The sequence below is a fragment of the Rivularia sp. PCC 7116 genome, from assembly GCF_000316665.1.
GTDB lineage: Bacteria > Cyanobacteriota > Cyanobacteriia > Cyanobacteriales > Nostocaceae > Rivularia.
Genome location: NC_019678.1, coordinates 4,614,143 through 4,631,894 on the forward strand (window position 1 = coordinate 4,614,143; position 17,752 = coordinate 4,631,894).

The following is a 17,752-nucleotide window of genomic DNA, read 5'->3' on the forward strand; positions in this document are numbered from 1 at the left end:
AAGTTAATAGTTTTCAAGACCGAGATGTATGACAGCTTCAATATTACTGTGTGATTCGAGATACAAGTAATTGAATGTTGCTTTATTTTGTTGTCGTGGTTAATTTACGCAATAAAATTTGAAGACAGTATTAATTTTGTTGGAGTATGTTGTGGAATATTACTTATTCCGTTGCACTAATCTTTATTGAGGCATTTCAACATTATTTCAATAGTCAATATCTGTCGGATTTTATGAATAAAGGACGATTCGCTATGACCTGAGAAATCCAGCGAATCGTCCAGCCAACCCAGTCTATAAGGATTGACATAACTATGATACTAAATGGTGGACCTCAAAGCGAGAATTTGATTGGTACCAACGATGCAGATTTCATTTCTGGTAAAGGCGGTAATGATAGCCTTGAAGGTGGTAACGGTAGAGATGTTCTAGAAGGTGGTAACGGTAAAGACACCTTAAATGGCGGTAATGGTGCCGACTTACTTCAAGGTGGTAAAGGTAATGACAGCCTTGAAGGTGGTAACGGTAGAGATGTTTTAGAAGGTGGTAACGGTAAAGACACCTTAAATGGCGGCAATGGTGCTGACTTACTTCAAGGTGGTAACGGTAATGATAGCCTTGAAGGTGGTAACGGTAAAGACGTTCTAGAAGGTGGTAACGGTAAAGACACCTTAAATGGCGGCAATGGTGCTGACTTACTTCAAGGTGGTAACGGTAAAGACAGCTTAAATGGTGGAAGAGGTAACGATACCCTTGACGGTGGAAAAGGTAAGGATATTCTCGAAGGTAGTCGGGGTAATGATGTCCTTGATGGTGGAAAAGGTAATGATACAGCAGATTACAGCCAACTGAATCAAGCAATTACTCTTAACGCAGTTGGCATTGTTGACAAAGGTGGTTTGGGTACAGACCAAATTCTAAACATCGAAACTATCGTTGGTGCAACTGGACAAGCTAATACAATAGATGGTTCGACAAGTGTTAGTGGAGTTACATCTTTCGATGTTGATTTGTCCGAAAACAGATTAACTGTTGAAAATATTCCTGCTTTGGGTGACGTAACTTTCACTGTTAAAAACTTTGTGAATGTCACTGGTACTAACCGAGATGACAGGATTATCGGTAATGCACAAGATAATATCCTTATCGGTAACGGTGGCAACGATTTCTTTGGTGGTAGCGCCGGTAACGATATCATCGACGGTGACGACGGTGGTGTCAATGACAATGATACTGTTGACTACACTGGTTTAGGTGAAGCAATTAGCCTTGGGGCTACGGGCACTATAGTTAAGGATGGTGGTAATGGTACCGATCAACTTTTCAGAGTTGAGACAATTATCGGTGATGCCAATCAAGCCAATACTATTGATAGTTCAAGTGCAGGAAATGGGGCTTCTATTAATGTTGACTTAGCGGCGGAAAGTTTAGAGATTAATAATATTCCCGGAGTTGGCACTCTTAATCGTACCGTGAAAAACTTCGTGAATGTTATTGGTACTGCTCAAGATGATACTATTTCCGGTAATGATAAAGACAATATATTTGGTGGTAGTGCCGGTAGCGACTCTATAAGTGGTGACGGTGGTAACGATACAGTTGATTACACTGGTTTGGGTGAAGCAATTACCCTATTACCTACGGGCACTATAGTCAAAGATGGTGGTAATGGTACCGATCAACTTTTCAGAGTTGAGACAATTATCGGTGATGCCAATCAAGCCAATACTATTGATAGTTCAAGTGCAGGAAATGGGGCTTCTATTAATGTTGACTTAGCGGCGGAAAGTTTAGAGGTTAATGGCATTCCCGGAATTGGCACTCTCAATTTTAATGTCGAAAACTTTGTCAATGTCACCGGTACTACCCAAGATGACAATATTATCGGAAACGCTGAAGATAATATTATCAATGGTTTTGGCGGAATAGATAACTTAACAGGAGGAGCCGGAGCAGATACATTTGTTTTAGGAGAAGGTGGCAATTTCTTCTATACTGATGCTGGTTTTGGCGATGTTGCAACTATTCAAGACTTTGTATCTGGTGAGGATCGAATTCAACTTACTGGTACTCTAAGTGATTATGTATTCTTCGGAACCACTATTTCTCTGGATAATGGCGATGGACAATTTAATCTTCTTGAAGACGATGTGATTGCATTAGTCAGTAGCACCTTTGATACTGCTAACGATATTACCTTTGCATAATTATAAGTAGGTGGGTGAGAAAATCGGCGCTGCTGATTAAAAATATGAATAGCCCCCCAACCCCCTATTTTGGGGGAGACAGATAATTTCAAGAATAGCCCTCAGCCTATAAGGCTGGGGCTATTCAAACAAAGCCCATCTACATGGGCTATATTCGGCGCATCTTTATAAAGAAATGGTATGACTATTTATCAATAACTGCTGCAATTTATCTTCGTTACTACCTCAGTTTTCAATTGCTTCCATTTGTTGTTTGAAAAGATTTGTAAACGATTTTCTCTATTACTACTACTAACATTGAACTTCTTATAAACCTGTCCCATCCTTTTTAGACAGGCATCCGCAGAAGTACGCAATGCTAAGGAAATTTCTTCATAGCTTTGATTTTTGCCCATTAGCAGTCAAAAACTTGCTGCCGAACCCGAGAAACTTCTTGATTATGCGCCATTTCAGTCAAACAACGCTTGGGAACATTTTGCTAAAAATTATTATCTCTCTATTATGTTCTATCTTCTAATTTTGAGCTTACACGTAATTCGGAGCTTAAAGAAACTGTGAAGGTTCTACGTAATACATTGCCATCAAAATTTTTTAGGTTAGGATGCAGATAATTAGACGACAAGAGCGAAAACAAACTTTCGCAAGTTTTCCAATCTCTTATTATCTATCTTCAAATTAATAGTTTTTATATAGAGATGCGCTCGTCGCTTAACTATAAATTATCTGTCATTTAATATACAGAGAATTGAATGTAATATCTGAGGACTGTCACGTAGTGGCAATAGGGATAATTAAATATAATTATTTTTCTTTGATGGGGGAAAATTACGCAATCGAATATCAGCACAATACAAATACTATTGTTAAAGTTTCGGAATTTAACCTATTAATATTGCCTTAAATTTTGATTGAAGCGTTTGAAACAGAGCTTCAATCGCTGTCGCTCGTCAGATTTTGTTAAATACGATTCGCTAAGACCTCAGAAATACAGCGAATCGTTTGACCAACCTATTTTATAAGGATTGATAATTACTATGTTATTTTATGGTACAGCAAAAAGCGAAAAATTAAACGGTACTCATAGAGCAGATTTCATCTTTGGTAAAGGTGGAAATGATACTCTAAAAGGTCGTGGGGGTAACGATTTTCTCCTAGGTGGTCGAGGTAATGACTCATTAAAGGGTGGTAACGGTAATGACGTTCTTTTAGGCGGTAAAGGCAACGACACTCTAGAAGGTGGCAACGGCAATGACCTTCTCAAAGGTGGTAAGGGTAATGACTTACTCAAAGGTGGTAACGGTAACGATACTCTCAAAGGCGGTAAAGGCAACGACACTCTAGAAGGTGGCAACGGTAATGACCTTCTCAAAGGTGGTAAGGGTGATGACTTACTCAAAGGTGGTAACGGTAACGATACTCTCAAAGGTGGTCAAGGTGATGACACGCTGAATGGAGGCAATGGTAATGATTTGCTCAACGGTGGTATAGGTAACGATTTACTCAAAGGTAATAACGGTAACGATATTCTTTTGGGTAGCAAAGGTCATGACATTTTAGATGGCGGCAAAGGTAAGGATAGTGCCGATTACAGTCATTTGCATCAAGCAATTACCCTGGAAGCTTTTGGTGTAGTTCATAAAGGTAGTTTAGGTACAGACCAACTTTTAAATATAGAAACTATCATTGGTGCAAATGGACAAGCTAATACAATCGACGGTTCTACAGCGACAAGCGGAGTCACGTCTTTCGATATTGATTTGTCAGATGAAAGGTTAACAGTAGAGAACATCCCCGGTTTGGGTGATGTAACCTTTACTGTCAAGAACTTTGTAAACGTTGTTGGTACTACTCAAGACGATTGTATCATCGGTAACTCTAAAGATAATATCCTTATCGGTGGCGGTGGTAACGATTACTTTGGTGGAAGTGCTGGTAATGATGTAATCAACGGTGATGACAGCGGTTATGATACAGTTGATTACACTGGTTTAGGTGAAGCAATTACCCTTTTGCCTACTGGGATTATCGAAAAAGATGGTGGCTTAGGTACCGACGAACTTATCAGAGTCGAAACAATTATTGGTGACGAAAACCAAGCTAACACTATTGATACTTCGAGCGCTGAAAGTCCTATTTCTATAGATGTTGACTTAGCAGCAGAAACTCTAGAAGTTAATAATATACCTGTAATCGGTAGTCTCAATCGAACCGTTGTTAACTTTGTAAACGTTATCGGTACTGCTCAGGATGACAAGATTACTGGAAATGCTGAAGACAATATTATTAATGGTTTTGGCGGCATAGATAACCTGACAGGAGGAGCCGGAATAGACACATTTGTCTTAGGAGAAGACTATCATGTATTCTATTCAGATGCTGGTTTTGGCGATGTTGCAATCATAGAAGACTTTGTATCTGGTGAGGATAAAATTCAACTTACCGGTAGTCTTGATGATTACTCCTTCATTCAAAATAGCTTTACAAACTTGATCGCTTTTGGTGATGACATAATTGCATCTGTTAATAGTAGCTTTGATACTAATAGCGACTTTACTTTTGCGTAAATTGCAAATAGGGTATGTTTGAGAGGCTGTAATGCGCTAAGGGTATTAGCACATAGGTTTCTGAGGGTACAAAATTTTACTCATATTGAATCAGCTTTTAGGTGTTAAAAGAAAATTCTTTTAACGCCTTTTGCAATGGTATTTTCGTAAGTATTACAGTACCAAGCTGGTGGATAACAACAAAAAGCTTATCATTGGCTTCAATATGTTGCGGTTATGTGACACATCGGCACAGCAATAATGGGGGAAGAAAATCTACACTTCATTTTGCCTCTCATACAAAATAATCATTAGGTTTGTCAAAATTGAACAAATATACAAAATAATATGTTTAACGGGAAGTAATTTTAAACACAGACAATAGAAAAAATACTGAGCTAATATTCTAAACACTCGGAGTAAAAACTTCTGTAGCAATATCTCTTGCTCAAATATTTGAAAATCCGAATAAATTTTGCGATTAGTTAGTGTTTATACATAGGTAATATCATGCGTCAGTTTTTTAAGTCTGTTGCAAAAATTTCTACTGCCTCCTCCATTGCTTGCGCTGTAACTTTTGCATCTGCATTATCTGCTAGCGCCCAATCTGAACAGGGCTTGGACGGACATTACGTTGGTGGTAGTTTCCAGACTGGAAGCGGAATAACTAGCCTTGGCATTTACGGAAGATACGATTTTCCTAAATTACCAGTTTCCGTGCGAGGCAGCATAGCTGTGATAGATAATGATAACGATACAGAAACATTTTTTCAGCCAGCTGTTACATACGATCTACCTATCGGCGACAAAGCAAATGCTTACGCTGGTGCTGGTTTAGCTTTTGGTAGCGGTGATTCTACTGCGTTTTTGAATGCAGGTGCAGAAACTGAAATCGCTACTAATGTAGTAGCTTTCGGCGATTTAATCATTCCTTTAGATGATGATGCTGATACAGGTTTCGGGATTGGACTTGGGTACCGTTTCTAAGGATTTATGCGCGCAAAATTACGACTATTGCTTTGTCTCAAGCATTTATCGGAGGTATAGCAAATGCTAAACCATAAGAAAGGAATAGTTTGTAGGGTGCTGTGACACCTAGTTAAAATCAGAACGTAATAATAAGAGTTGTAGTGTCACCCACCACCCGAGCCTTGTGACACCTGCGTAAGTCCTGACTTATTGCCATAAAAAAATATAAAGCATAAATAACCACGCATGGAAAAGTTAGACTTTTTCCTGCGTGTTTTTTCTTAGGGCTAATATCAATCCTGTATAGGGCTGAGGCAGTCCTTAATATTGTTTCGTTTTACTCCGTTACACTCGTAATGACACCGCGCAATCAACTATATTAAACTACTCTAATTATTGTATTGCGGTTCAGATAGCCCACTTTTTAGATAAAAGTTAGATACACAGAAGCTTAACTGGTTTACTTAATCCTTCTAAGAACAGTGTCTATTTAACAATTTATAAAGCTTGAAATGCTTAATATATCGTCACTATATATATGTAGAGGAGTTTTTCGGAGCTTTACTGATTTTTACTGATATTTAATGTACAATGAATCGTATATCCCTATATTCGGCATAATTACGGAGTTATATTATAAAATGAGCAGAGCTTTAATGAGGATGTACAGAAGATATAGCATAAGGAAATATTATCCAGAAAATATATATTTGATGAGATTTACGCATTTGTTGCTAGAAGTTAGGTGTTTAGGGCAGTCGGTAACTTAGTTAAATGCTATCTAGCATCGCAGTGACTTTGCTTTTAGTATCCTCAATTACATTCTGTTTCCGTTAAAGAATTTGGTAAATAGCACAAGCGTCTGGCAATAGTAAAAAATTCAAGCAATGCGTAATTTACAGTAATTCATCACAGAAACATATTTGTATAGGTACTTACAAAAAAATACCGCAGACAAGTTATATAAATTTGGAACATTGGTTATGAGCCTAAATTTACAAACAACAAAATCACCAACTATTTTGTTAATTGATAGTTACGAAATATTTCTGAATGGAACATTAGAAATTTTAAGTTCTTTTTACCCTGATGCTCAAATTTATACCGCAATAACTGTAGAACAAGCTTTGCATCAAATTGCACTAGTCAAGCCAGATTTGGTTATTACCGATATTTACGTTGCACGGGATATTGGGGATGCAATTAAAATTAATAGCGGAATGCAGTTAATTAAAGAATTATTAAGAAAATGTCCCGATAGTAATATTCTCGTACAAAGTAGTTACATCAATAGTTTGGTGCGAATTAAAGCGGAAATTGATAAACATCCATCGGGTTTCGTAGTCGCGGATAAATCTCTTTCTAGTCAAGAAACATTAAATAGGGTTCGATGGACTCTACAAGGATGGACTCACACCAAGGATATTAGAGCAATTAACTCTGGATTGGAACTAAAACCAGAGTGGTTGAGACTGCTTAATCTAGCATTTGAAGAAGGATTGCAAGATAAAGCAATTGCTGCACATATCTGTGTTTCGGAGCGAATGGTACGTCATTATTGGTTTAAGTTACAAGAAGTTTTGAATATTAATGTTGACGAATTAAAGCATCAAGGGAAAAATCTTCGGGTTATTACTCATCTTAGAGCTAGAGAAGAAGGCTTAATTGATTAATTTTCATGTCCGTTAAATTAAGCATTATTACGAGCAAAGCGAAGCAATTGCAGTGATTATGATTGCTTCGCTTCCCTCGCAATGACATATTATGTATGTTTTATGGAACATTATATTACTTGGATATTTCGTACATATTTCGTAAATCTTGGTAGAAACTCCGATAAATATATAGGGATAATTTTCGCACCAAAATAATCTGAATAATTCTTATAAATTTATAAGTTTTATTATGCCTTAATTATTTTAGGAGTAAATCATATGAAGGGATCATCCCAATTTTGAACAAATACTTTATCCAACACCCTGGAAGGGTGCGGCTACAAAAACGAAGCCCCAGACTTTTAGTCTGTGGGCTTTTTGCGAAATTGGGATGCTCCCTATATGAAGTCTGCTGTATTGACATCTGCAATACTTCCATTCGCCGCATTCTTATGTAGTCCAGAAGTAAGTGCGAGTAGCGTATTTTACTATGCATCAGACTCATTTGTAGAGCAAAATATGAATAAAATTGAGGGCGATAAGGATATCTCAACATTAAGAATATGTAGCCACGATACTCATGCTAAACACCAGCAAACTTCTGGACATTTTCTACTTTATTTTTTATTAACTCTAATATGCGTATTCTTGTGATTTCAGTTTTGGATAGATTATAATCTTCCTAGAACTAAAAAGCACTAATAGTAGTATTTAGCTTATATCTTGCACTATTCTCAAGAAGCTCAAAGAACCCGGTTTCTAATCGTGAAAGTATTATTCTCTCGTTGTGAAATTAGAAAAAACTGGGTTTTTGCTATTGGTGCAAGATGTTAGTTGTCAGCCTCGAATTTTGATTCCCATGGTATTCGGGCTTTACGACAATAATGCAAGATATTAGATTTAATAGTTTGTATAAATTTATTCTCTAATATAATTTCAATTTATCGACCAAAACCCTATCGTTTTCACTGCTTAATATGCAAAGCAAGCAATCGAGAAAGGGAATAAAGGAAAAAATAAAAAATGAAAACTATTAATACATGTTAGTAAATAACTGAATTCATAATTGTTTAGTAAAAATTTTGACATTTTTTCTAGACAGAATACTAATGACGGAAAAATTACTCTTCTTTATAATCTTGAGTGCTTAATAGCTTAATTACCAGACATTTTTCATAAAAACTCTACACATGCTGATATTTAAATAGAAATCCTACAGGTGAATTTTAATAATCGTAGTGATTTGAATTGATTTTAGCTGTATTAAGATTTATGCCAGTTATTTCCCAGTATCATAGGAGACATAAGTATGAATAGATCATCAGTAAGCTTGATAATGCTTGGGTTCGGAATAGTGGCATATGTTCTTAAGCTTAATGCAGCAATTGCATTTTCTCCTCCGCAATTATTAACAGCACAAGCTGAATTAGTCTCGCTTTTTTCCCAACTTAATACCGATAATCCCGTAGTAGCAGCTTCTGGATGGAAAAAATTTTATTCCGACGAGGGGAATTTTTCGATTTTCGTCCCTAGTACATCTGTAGCTAATTTAAATTCCAACAGTGAAGAGTATTCTATAAATATTTATTACGCTGATACAAAAAAAAGTTCTTATATAGTTGGTTACGTTGATTATAATACTGATTTAACTAACTTGCCGCTTGATGAAGTTTATCATCAATTTTTAAAGGATTTTTTAGGTAATCAAGTTAATTTTATTAATCAGAAAAATATTAAATTGGGTCAATATTCTGGCATAGAAGTTGAATATCAAAGTAATAATCAAAAAATAGCTGCTAAAAGTAGGTTGTTTTTGGTAGATCAAAGGTTGTATATATTAGATATTTCTAATTATAAAGCTGGAGATGCGAACCAGTTTTTTAATTCCTTTAAATTGGAGAAGAATATCAAAGAAAATCCCAGCGAGATTGCAGTGAATATATGATTCATACTTTAATCGTGTTTTTTAGCTCGAAGTGAATATTCCCACAATACAGCTATTAGATTCTTCTCTATCGGACAAAAAATATCAATTAACCGGAAGAAAACCAGCTTCTTTTATCAGCTGTTTTCCTTCATCTGTTTTTAGTAACTTTGTGTAAGCCTCAACAGCTTTTGCAGCTTTGACTATCTTAAAATCTTCGGTCAAATCGGGATCGGGATTAATACTACTATGCTTATAAATTACATATAATCTTCTGGTAATCGGATATTCATCGTTGCTAGATAATTTATCAATGTCTACTTGGTTTGGTTTTTGCTCGCAGTCAGGAGGAAGAATTAATGGTTGTTTATAAGGAGCAACCATATTATCTTTTGTATTTCCTAACTTGACAGTTTTTACACGGCATTGATTGACAATTTCTGAAGCTGAGCCGTAGTAAATTCCTGCTGGGTTTTGCGATACCTTACGAATACCTTGCGTTGTATCGCGAACAATTTCTAAACTGTTACTAAATTTCTCGCCTCTTAAAACATTTCGGTAGAAAAACTCTACGGTACCTCCTACTTCTTTACTTCTAGAATAGGGTTTTATTGCTAAATTTGGACCACCTAATTCTTGCCAATTACGAATTCTACCTGTATAAATTTTTTCAAGCTCTTTTAAAGTCAATTCATCAATATTTATACTATGGTTGATAGCCACTGCAATTGCATCAACAGCTATGGGAATTTTTTGCAAATTAATGCCTAGTTTTTTGGCATCTTCTAGTTCGCTAGTTGTTAAATTACGGGAAGACAGTGAAAAATCTAGTTCCTTATTTAAAAGCATTTGAATGCCGGTACCACTACCGGGTTCTTCTTGTTGCCGCCGTTTATATTCGAGTTGAAATTGAGGATGAACTCGATTTATTTTTTTGTTCAATAACTTAGTAATAGGTGCCCAGGTAGTGCTGCCACCATAGTTAAATTTCGCCGAAGGAACGTTTACCGAAGCAAATTGAGCGAATGGTTTTTCTGTCGGAATTTTAGCTATTGGTTGTATGGGTTGCGGCTTAGAAAACCAATTCCAAGCTAAAATACCGGCGATACTGCTGACAAATAAACAAATGAATATTAGTACTTTAATATTTGGCTTATCTTTTGGTAATGGCTTCTCTAATTTATGAGAAACTTCTACGGGAGCAACATTTTCTGGATTCAGCGATTTCCAAGTTAACGATCTAACATTAGGTGCAATACAAATTGTTGGCAGCCAAACTGCACCAGGATAATCTAAATTGAAATGTTCCAATTGCTTGCGGGCTTTATTTAAAGCTGTGGAAAGCGATTGATTGCGAGTAAATTCTTTAAAAAAGTATTTTAAAAATTCTACAGCAACTCTATCTGGTACTGGTTCCCTCATCACAATACAGCGAGATAAATGTAGATGCGCTAGTTGCGAAGCCAACCCCAAACCATCGCAGGAGTTAAATATCGCTAACTGCAATCCTTTATTTATGGCTTGTTTCAAAGCTTCTTTGAATTCTTCAATACTTAAACGATCTGTATCGTTGAGTTCAATCCAGCCGATATGCCCGTTTTCTTGACTGCCGCTATGCCCTGTAAATATAAAAATATGATATCCCTGCTCGTCCCATAAAGCTTCACATAATTCTTTACGATTAGGTTGCATTAAACAGACAACTTCTGCGCCATGTTGTTCTAAATCTTTAATTACTTCTAAATCTTCTTGAGTATTAATACCGTCGCTTCTACCGACAGCAACCAAAACTCTAATTTTTGAGCTTTGAGGAATTGTGTATTTTGTTTGCTTAAGTGTATTCTTCGCCGCGCTTAAAGCAATTTCTACTTGGGGATAATGTTCTTCAAATAAATTCCATTCTTGCCAAGGTAGACGACGTAATTTAACATCTTTTGCATCTATAATGACGCGAATCTCCTCATTTTTATGATGCAACTGCTGCGCGATCGCAATTAATCGATCCCGCACGGGCAGCCATTTGGAATCGCCGCAATTAAGCCATTGATTTAAACTGTCTTTTACCGAGGTTGTATATTCGGCACTGGAATACTTAGTAATGTTCTTGGGAGTCAGACGAACTTGAGTAGAAGTAAAAACCGAGCGCACTGCATCAATTTCACGATAAGCTAGCTGCCAGTTATTAAAAGATGTTTCTAATTTTGGTGGTAGAGGAGGTAGATAACCTTCAGCTTCAATATATAATTCTCTGGCGGTTAAATCTACCTGAAATCCTTCTTTACTTTCCCTGATTTTCAGTTTAACAATTGCCATAATATATAACTTGATTAATTTTGGATTTTGCGAAGAGTTGATGATGGATATGTTTCCCTCAATTTTCCACCGACAGATTTTAGATTTAATATAAGCCTTTAGCTTTTGTAGGGATAATTAAAAATCTACACTTCAAATCTAAACTTAAAATCTACACTTCAAATCTAAACTTCAAATCTAAACTTCAAATCTAAAACTTCAAATCTAAAATTATCCCAATTCCTTCTTAAAAGAAGAAGAAAATCCAAAACCTTTAATGCAAATTCGTTTTATTTAAACAACAAACTCTTCAGTAATACAAGCTTTTCCTAACTTCAATTCTACGCTGAATTTTTCTTCATGCTGGCAACCAAACTCTAACTGCATCCAATCATCAGCAGCTTCTGATTGAGCTTGCATACAAGCATTGCCAGATTCATCAAAAATACTCAGCTGCAAACCGCTGGGTAAATGAACCGTATCTTCAGCGGGGTAAACTCGCAACCTGATATCAAACACTTCGCTATTTGTTGGCGTTAATTCTATTAACAATATTATCTGCCTACCAACATCAACTACTTTGGCGCGGCTAATAGAATTTGTTACATAGTCTTTATCCTCACGGGTGACAGTCGCAGCGCTTCTGTATCGATGGCGCAGTTTTGAACTTCTAAAATCACCGGCAAAAACTAATTCGGGAGATTGCCAACCTCGATCAAATATTCCTTCAAACCACTGGCATAAATTTACTAAACTTTTGCGCTGATTTATGATGTCAATCAAAACATCAAAGGATTGCAATTTATTTATTGCAATTACTTCTGAATGCCCAACTATTGCTCTGGCTGGGGCAAAACCTAATATTTCAACAAAATCCAACCGCTCTGAAAACCGTATTCCAACATAACCAATTCGCTCTTTGGTTACTTCTTGGGGCAAAACCACAGCATCCATACCGGGCAACAGGGGACGACATTCTATTTTGCCAACATTTTCCAACATTAAATCTGCTACATCAAAAAATGTCCTAATTCGCCAATCCCAGCTATCGCTTTGATGCAAAGCCGTTTCAACCTTCAGCCATTTTAAATAATTATTAACGGCGTAAACTGCTAGAGTATTTAAATAAACTTGTTTGCCCTTCTCTACAGAATCCTGCTCTGCTGCAAATTCTTCAGCTTTTTGATGAGCATCTTTCCCCAAAGAAACTTGTAAATAATTCGGTTGCGCGCTGTTCATTTCTCAATCCTCAAGTTCACACCAATCTTTTGAAGTAAGGGTAAGCATATTCTTTTCCAGTGAGAATATATGGTTTGGCTGCTTACATTTAAATCTCTGGCAATATCGGCAATTTTATGAGACGGGTTTGCTAGCAATAATTGCTTTGCTAGAAATTGACAGTTACATTCTGCATTTGCTCTGGTATAACAGTGTCTTAACTCGCATTTTGGATCTTCTTCGATTAATTGAGCAATATCTTCTGCTAATTTTCGGCGATCGCTTTTCTGAATCTCAGCAATTTTGACATCGAGCAAGTCTAAAGTATTACTACGATTTGAAGCATCTGGTGTATATTTAGAATCTGATAATTGGTCTTTTCGGGTAGTTTTCTGCCCTTCTGCGTTAATTATCAGTTCGTCTAAACTAACAGTAGGCTTATCCGTAGGATTGTATATATCTTTTACACGCCACTTTAGATAGCCATTAATCCATATGACTAAAGACTCTTGCAAAGATTTATTGGGATTAGCTTCAAATTTATCAATGCTCCGACAAAACCAATCCCATGTTTTGTTTAGAGCTTCTAAATAATCTTGATGGTAAGACTTATAAATTCCAGGAAGTTGTTGAACAATTATCAGTAACTTATTTAAAGCTTTTTGTCTTTGTGGGGTACCTTCTCTGTAACGACACACCTCCTCAATCAGTTGTTGAAGTTTTTCATCCACTCCTAATATTCTCCCAAACCTCTGATTAATTAACTCTTCTTAACTTTGACAGCAATATCCTATCCGACATACTTGTAAACTAATTGTTGTATAAACTACTTTGATTGTTCATTGTTAAGTAATTTATTATAAATAATTATACTAAGTTAATAGTATTATTGTTTAACTCAGTAATGATTAATGATAGGTTAAGTCTCTATTTCAGATAAAAGCGGCGGTATCTTATAAGCTATAGCCAAAAGCTGATATTCTCCCAGAGCGGGCTTTGCTTAACAAAAAATTCTTTCAGATATTGGGAGACTTAGTAGTTATAGCTCTGTACATTAAAATTCATGCCCAGATTCAGCAACGCCAAATTAATGAATTTTCAATTAACAATTATTTCTTCAGCCAATAATTCTTCTAAGACATCCATTAACCCATCCAAATCTTTATCGACTTGCCGATAACAAACAGGCGGTGGAGTTTCTGGCTCAAAATAGACTAATTTAATTTGCTCTTTACCGATACCAATCATTAAAACTTCAACTTCAGGTTTGTGATTTTCTACTAAACCTAAAATTTCCTGAAGCTTATTATCAACATTATCGTTAAACTTTTCAATTGCCTCTTTAGGGCAATATACAAAATGCGGCTTTGGTTGTAAATCAATACCGATGGTACCCTTACTGTCACCATTTTGTTGCCAAAGTGCCCAAGAAAGCGCTGCTAATTCTTGCTGGTGAGCTTTCACAAATTTATCCAGTTGATGGAGCCATTTGGGTTGGGGTATTTCAGGTTGGGTACTAGCAAACATAATTGCATCTTTGTATACGTACTTAATACAATCATCTCATATTTGGCAGTTATTAGCTGATATTATTATCGCAACTTCAATTACTGTTGCTACTGCTTTTCCAAATATCGGGAGTCTTTGCGCCAGCTTTGCTTTGTTATGCAGTTACCTTATTTCGTGATTATAGATAGAGTAAAACACTCTATATTCTACCGATCGCTGTTAATTGTTAACTGTTCGCTGCTTCCTGGTAACAATAGTTGTTGAGATTTTTTACGTCCTTTTATGCTAATCAGTAAAATTGTAATTGGAATACTAAGAATAAAACCGATCGCAATAAAAAACATCCAGATAACATTCCATTCTAAAATTCCTTCAACTCCGGCAATTTCGTAAAAGAAACGGTTGTTTGCAATCAATTTGGGAGTTGACTTATCTTTGGGAAGTTCAAATAAAAATTCGTAATATGGATAATGGTCGTTACTGATTTGTCCGCCATTAACTGCTATAAATAAATACAATTGCTTCTTCTTATCTTCAGCTTCAACTACTACGCCTTCCAGCCGCTTGCCATCACCTTTGGATATTAAATCTCCGGTAGCCGAATCTGCTATTAATTCGCCGTTATATCCTGCTTCTCCTTCGTATAGCAGTTCAGTTGATTCCAAATATTTATATAAAGAATTTAACTTATCCGGAGAAATATAAGAAGTCTTTTCTGGTAGTTTTTGCTGATTAGCTAAAGATAAAACAACTCTACTATTGTCGCAATATTCTGTGTTGCATTTTCCCGTACCGCAACTGCTTTTAAGATTTTCAATACCTGAGAGTATATCTTGGATACAAGAATTTGAAGTATCAATTTTAAAAATTCTGTTTCCATTGTTTCTTTTAATACTTGAAACAGGAGTAATAGAACGAATTGTCTCAAACTCTTCTACTTTTTGAGGTAATTCAGGGGGATTGAAATAATATCCCCAATAAGACTTAGAAATGAATATAGAAGCTAAGAAGCCAGCAAAAACAGTACTACCAAAAGTAAGTAAAAAGACCAATATAATTCCAAGAGGTTTTGGATGAGAATTATTTTTCATCAGTAAAAATAACTATATAACTTAAAACACTGTTATAACTATTATTAGTGTTTCCATCAAGTTATATTGTGTCCGGAAGGAACTATCGGTTAACAGTGAGCAGTAAACAGCGAACAGTTACCATATTTGTAGGTTGGGTTAGACACGAAAAGCAAGTTGGATTTATCACAAATTATATTGTCGTGTCGTAACCCAACACGAATGTTGGGTTTCACTTAGTTCAACCCAACCTATAAGTATTTGCCAGAGTCAAGGAATAAGGTTAAATAAATATGCCGAAATTGCCGTAATGCACAAGTTAACCTTGATAAAAAACCGTATTTTTTTAATAAGTCGCAATGTTGGGTTACAACACGATAATTTAAATCATCGTTACAAATCGAATTTAGTTTTCGTGTCTAACCCAACCTACACATTTACTGGTTACTGTTAACTGCTGACTGTTCTGAGCCCCGACTGTACTCGCCACAGACTTGCGTAGATTCCCTTGTGTTCTAATAATTCTTCGTGAGTGCCCGATTCTACAATTTCGCCGTATTCAACCACATATATGCAGTCTGAATTACGAATGGTGGAAAGACGGTGGGCTATGGCGATGGTTGTTCTATCTACGGTAATTCGTTCTAAAGAGCGGGCGATCGCTGCTTCTGTTTCGTTGTCAACTGCTGATGTTGCTTCGTCTAATATCAAAATTGGCGGATTTTTCAATATTGCTCTGGCGATGGCTATTCTTTGTCTTTGCCCGCCGGATAATTTTTGTCCGCGCTCGCCGACTATTGTCTCGTAGCCTTGGGGTAGCTGCATGATAAATTCATGGGCTTCTGCGACTTTGGCAGCATTCATGATTTCTTTATCGTTGGCGTTGAAGCTTCCGTAAGCGATATTATCTGCTACCGTACCATGAAATAAAAATACATCTTGACTAACTAAACCGATACAGCGACGTAAATCTTGAAGATTTATATTTTGTAAATCAATATTATCAACAGTAATATTGCCAGCAGTTACTTCGTAAAATCGCAGCAATAATTTAACTAAAGTACTTTTTCCCGAACCCGTGGAGCCGACAATAGCAATAGTTTTTCCTGCGGGTACCTCTAAGGACAAATTTTTAATTACTGGCTGTCTATCTTTGTAAGCAAAAGTAATGTTATTAAACTTGATTTCGCCGCGTACTTTTTCTACGGGTAAATCAATATTGCCGGGATTAATCGTGATGGGAGTATCCAGCAAATTCAGCACCCGAATTGTGGAAGCCATCGCTCGTTGATATAGATCGAAGGTTTGTCCTAATCTAGTTAAAGGCCAAAGTAATCTTTGAGTTAAAAACACTAAAACGCTGTAAGTTCCTACAGACATATTACCGTTAACTGCTGACATGCCGCCGAATAATAACAGTGCCGTGAACCCGATTAAAATTAACATTCTAATCAAGGGTACAAAAGCAGCAGAAAGTTTAATTGCTTTACTGTTACTGCGGCGGTAAGCATCACTTTCCGATTCTAAACGCTTGCTTTCATATTCTTCGGCAGTAAAGCTTTTAATAGTAGTAATACCGCCTAAATTATTAGATAAACGAGAATTTAGAAAGCTCAGTTTTTCGCGAACATCAGCATAACGAGGTTCGAGCAAATCTTGATAAGCGAAAGTGCCCCAAAGAATGAACGGAATCGGCAACATGGTCATCCATGCCACATTAGGAGCTAAAATTAAGAAAGCACCGCCGAGAATAATAATAGTTGTGGCAGTTTGCAATATATCGTTAGCGCCCACATCCAAAAAGCGCTCTAGCTGGTTGATATCATCGCTGAGAATAGACATCAAACCGCCAGTGCTGCGTTCTTCAAAGTAGGCTAATTCTAAATTTTGTAAATGTTTGTAGGCATCCAAGCGCAAATCGTGTTGAATCGTTTGCGCTAAATTACGCCATAGAGTTTCCAGAGCATACTCAAAAACCGATTCTAATACCCAAATTACAACCGTTAACAAAGAAAGTATTAAAAATTGCCAAAAAATATCTGTGATTCCCCAACTAGCAATGATAGAATCTTGCTGCTTGACAACAACATCAACGGCAAAGCCAATCAAGACTGGAGGTGCCAAGTCAAATAGCCGATTAAGAATAGAACAAACTACTGCCAACCAGATTTTTTGGCGATAATCATGTCCGTAGTCAAGCAAGCGTTTCAAAGGATGCGCTGAATCCTGACGCTGTTTTTGCAACCGATTGGATTTAAGTACTTGAGCCACAATATCAAGGTAAATGCTGGGAACTTATATTACCATGTTGCGACTCTCCCTTGAGACACCTAAAATCAGTTGTTCACCCAGAGGGTGTGGATCA

At 36.5% G+C, this 17,752-nt stretch carries 11 protein-coding genes; 5 read left to right on the forward strand and 6 right to left on the reverse strand.

Going from position 1 to position 17,752, the window contains the following annotated elements; translation table 11 throughout:
- The first annotated feature begins 314 nt into the window (after positions 1–314).
- The 5 genes from RIV7116_RS34000 to RIV7116_RS17930 all read left to right on the forward strand — a co-directional run bounded on the left by RIV7116_RS34000 (position 315) and on the right by RIV7116_RS17930 (position 9,319).
- Positions 315–2,207 (forward strand): calcium-binding protein, encoded by a 1,893-nt coding sequence (locus RIV7116_RS34000; protein ID WP_052330831.1) that lies wholly within the window; start codon positions 315–317, stop codon positions 2,205–2,207.
- Positions 2,208–3,241: 1,034 nt separating this feature from the next.
- Positions 3,242–4,771, forward strand: a complete 1,530-nt coding sequence (locus RIV7116_RS17915) for a calcium-binding protein (RefSeq protein ID WP_015119714.1) — start codon at positions 3,242–3,244, stop codon at positions 4,769–4,771.
- 489 nt (positions 4,772–5,260) lie between these two features.
- Positions 5,261–5,737 carry an outer membrane beta-barrel protein gene (locus tag RIV7116_RS17920; RefSeq protein WP_015119715.1) on the forward strand — a complete coding sequence of 159 codons (477 nt, stop codon included), beginning with the start codon at positions 5,261–5,263 and terminating at the stop codon, positions 5,735–5,737.
- Between the two features lie 965 nt (positions 5,738–6,702).
- The gene (locus RIV7116_RS17925) at positions 6,703–7,392 is read left to right on the forward strand and encodes a response regulator transcription factor (RefSeq protein ID WP_015119716.1); all 690 of its coding nucleotides are present in this window, start codon (positions 6,703–6,705) and stop codon (positions 7,390–7,392) included.
- A gap of 1,291 nt (positions 7,393–8,683) precedes the next feature.
- A complete protein-coding gene (locus RIV7116_RS17930; RefSeq protein WP_015119718.1) occupies positions 8,684–9,319 on the forward strand; it encodes a hypothetical protein in 636 nt (211 codons plus the stop codon).
- An 84-nt stretch (positions 9,320–9,403) separates the two neighbouring features.
- Here RIV7116_RS17930 and RIV7116_RS17935 read toward each other — a convergent pair whose 3' ends face one another.
- From RIV7116_RS17935 to RIV7116_RS17960, 6 genes are all read right to left on the reverse strand, one after another.
- Positions 9,404–11,611 carry a substrate-binding domain-containing protein gene (locus RIV7116_RS17935; protein WP_015119719.1) on the reverse strand — a complete coding sequence of 736 codons (2,208 nt, stop codon included), beginning with the start codon at positions 11,609–11,611 and terminating at the stop codon, positions 9,404–9,406.
- A gap of 273 nt (positions 11,612–11,884) precedes the next feature.
- Positions 11,885–12,829, reverse strand: coding sequence for a DUF1822 family protein (locus RIV7116_RS17940; protein ID WP_015119720.1), 945 nt, complete (start codon positions 12,827–12,829; stop codon positions 11,885–11,887).
- Positions 12,826–13,539 carry a hypothetical protein gene (locus RIV7116_RS17945; protein WP_015119721.1) on the reverse strand — a complete coding sequence of 238 codons (714 nt, stop codon included), beginning with the start codon at positions 13,537–13,539 and terminating at the stop codon, positions 12,826–12,828. The genes RIV7116_RS17940 and RIV7116_RS17945 overlap by 4 nt, the downstream gene beginning before the upstream one ends.
- Positions 13,540–13,906: 367 nt before the next feature.
- A complete protein-coding gene (locus RIV7116_RS17950) occupies positions 13,907–14,338 on the reverse strand; it encodes a hypothetical protein (protein ID WP_044291025.1) in 432 nt (143 codons plus the stop codon).
- A gap of 185 nt (positions 14,339–14,523) precedes the next feature.
- The gene (locus RIV7116_RS17955) at positions 14,524–15,408 is read right to left on the reverse strand and encodes a hypothetical protein (RefSeq protein ID WP_015119723.1); all 885 of its coding nucleotides are present in this window, start codon (positions 15,406–15,408) and stop codon (positions 14,524–14,526) included.
- A 429-nt stretch (positions 15,409–15,837) separates the two neighbouring features.
- The gene (locus tag RIV7116_RS17960; protein ID WP_015119724.1) at positions 15,838–17,658 is read right to left on the reverse strand and encodes an ABC transporter ATP-binding protein; all 1,821 of its coding nucleotides are present in this window, start codon (positions 17,656–17,658) and stop codon (positions 15,838–15,840) included.
- Between the last annotated feature and the right edge of the window lie 94 nt (positions 17,659–17,752).